The sequence below is a fragment of the Roseomonas sp. 18066 genome, assembly GCF_902706185.1.
In the GTDB taxonomy this organism is placed as follows: Bacteria; Pseudomonadota; Alphaproteobacteria; order Acetobacterales; family Acetobacteraceae; genus Pseudoroseomonas.
Genome location: NZ_CACSJM010000296.1, coordinates 1 through 2142, shown reverse-complemented (window position 1 = coordinate 2142; position 2142 = coordinate 1). Strand labels below are relative to the sequence as shown.

1 protein-coding gene is annotated in these 2142 nt (G+C 71.1%); it reads right to left on the bottom strand.

Features of this window, described 5'->3' with window-relative positions:
- Positions 1–183 precede the first annotated feature (183 nt).
- Positions 184–2058, bottom strand: coding sequence for an ABC-F family ATP-binding cassette domain-containing protein (locus GVN67_RS28785; RefSeq protein WP_160000727.1), 1875 nt, complete (start codon positions 2056–2058; stop codon positions 184–186).
- Positions 2059–2142 lie beyond the last annotated feature (84 nt).

Sequence of the window (2142 nt, the reverse complement as noted above, 5' to 3'; positions counted from 1 at the left end):
GCAGCGGGGCAATGATCGACCACTCGCTCTCGGTCAGGTCGAACCGGGCCATCTGACGCTCCTCACCATCTGGAGCTTTGAATCAGGGCACGCCGAACACCGCAAGCTTTATGAGTTCACTACCTAGCGCCAACCGAAGGCGGGGTCCGGGGGGATACTATCCCCGCGGAATCCTTGGCTCTCTTAGGCCGCCTCCAGCTTCTCCTGCAGCTCGATCCACTCTTCCTCGAGCGTCGCGATCTGCTTGGTGAGGAAGCCGTGCTTCTGGGTGACCTTGGCGATCTCGGAGGGCTTGAAGCGCTGGTGGGTGGCCGGGTCGGCCAGCTTGCCGGCGATCAGCTCCGCCTCGCGCTGCATGCGGGCGATATCGGCCTCGATCCTGGAGACGCGGTCGCGCAGCGGGGCCAGGGCGGCGCGGGCCTCGGCGCGCTCGCGGCGGTCGTCGCGCGGCTTCTCCTTGGGCGGCGAGCCGGCCTGGCGGGCGGCGCGGGCGCGCTCGGTCAGGTATTGGCGGTAGTCGTCGAGGTCGCCGTCGAAGGGGGTGACCTTGCCCTCGCCGACCAGCCAGAGCTTGTCGGCGGCGAGCTCCACCAGATGCGGGTCGTGGGTGATCAGCACCACGGCGCCGCGATACTCGGCCAGCGCCCGGACCAGCGCCTCGCGCGCATCGATGTCGAGGTGGTTGGTCGGCTCGTCGAGGATCAGCAGCTGCGGCGCGTCGCGGGTGCAGAGGGCGAGCAGCAGACGCCCCTTCTCGCCGCCGGACAGGGAGGAGATGACGGTGGTCGCGCGCTCCTCGTCCAGGCCGAAGCGGGCCAGCTGGGCGCGGCACTGGGTCTCGGTCGCCTTCGGCCCGAGGGCGGCCTGCATGTGGCTGAGCGGGGTGCCGGACAGGTCCAGCTCCTCCGCCTGGTGCTGGGCGAAATAGCCGACCTTCAGCCGGGGCGCGCGCTTGACCTCGCCGCGCAGCGGGTCGAGCCGGCCGGCGATCAGCTTGGCCAGCGTCGACTTGCCGTTGCCATTGGCGCCGAGCAGCGCGATGCGGTCGTCCTGGTCCAGGCGCAGGTCGAGCCCGCCCAGGATGATGCGGCCGTCATAGCCGACATCGGCGCGCGCCAGCGCCAGGATCGGCGGCGGCAGCTCGGCGGGCTCGGGGAAGGCGAAGCGGGTGACGTGGTCCTCGATCACCGATTCGATCTGCGGCAGCTTCTCCAGCGCCTTCAGCCGCGACTGCGCCTGGCGGGCCTTGGTGGCCTTGGCGCGGAAGCGGTCGACGAAGGCCTGCATATGCGCCCGCTGCGCCGAGATCTTCTCGTTCTGGGCGATCTGCTGGGCGGCGCGCTCGGTGCGGATGCGGACGAAGTTGTTGTAGTTGCCCGGGTAGAGCGAAATCTTGCGCTGGTCGAGATGGGCGATGGAATCGACGCCACGCTCCAGCAGCCCGCGATCATGGCTGACCACCAGCGCCGCGCCGGGGAAGCGGGCGAGCCACCCCTCCAGCCAGATGGTGGCCTCGAGGTCGAGATGGTTGGTCGGCTCGTCGAGCAGCAGCAGGTCGGGCTCGAGGAACAGCGCGCTGGCCAGCGCCACGCGCATCCGCCAGCCGCCTGAGAACTCGGCGACCGGGCGCAGCTGCGCCGCCGCGTCGAAGCCCAGGCCGGACAGCACGATGGCGGCCCGCGCCGGGGCGCTGTCGGCGCGGATGGCGATCAGACGCTCATGGATCTCGCCGATGCGGGCGGCGTCGGGGTGGCCCTCCAGCTCCTGCAGCAAAGCGTGGCGCTCGGTGTCGGCGGCGAGCACCGTGTCGATCAGGCTGGTCGGGCCGCCCGGGGCCTCCTGCGCCACATGGGTCATGCGGGCGCGGGCGGCCAGGCGGATCTCGCCGCCATCGGGCGCCAGCTGGCCGGTGATGGCGCGCAGCATGGTCGACTTGCCGGCGCCGTTGCGGCCGACGAGCCCGATCTTGCGGCCGGGATCGACCATCAGGTCGGCACCCTCCAGCAGGGGGCGGCCGGCGATGCGGATGGTCAGGTCGCGGATGGCGAGAACGGTCATGGCCGGTCGTTTAGAGCAGATCACCGGGGGTCGGAAGCGCCGCGTCACGCTTCGTCATGCCGGGGGCGCGGGGGTGGCCCTGGT

Excerpts from the sequence above, each read along its gene's own strand:
- GVN67_RS28785 (WP_160000727.1), bottom strand. The coding sequence starts at position 2,058 with ATGACCGTTCTCGCCATCCGCGACCTGACCATCCGCATCGCCGGCCGC.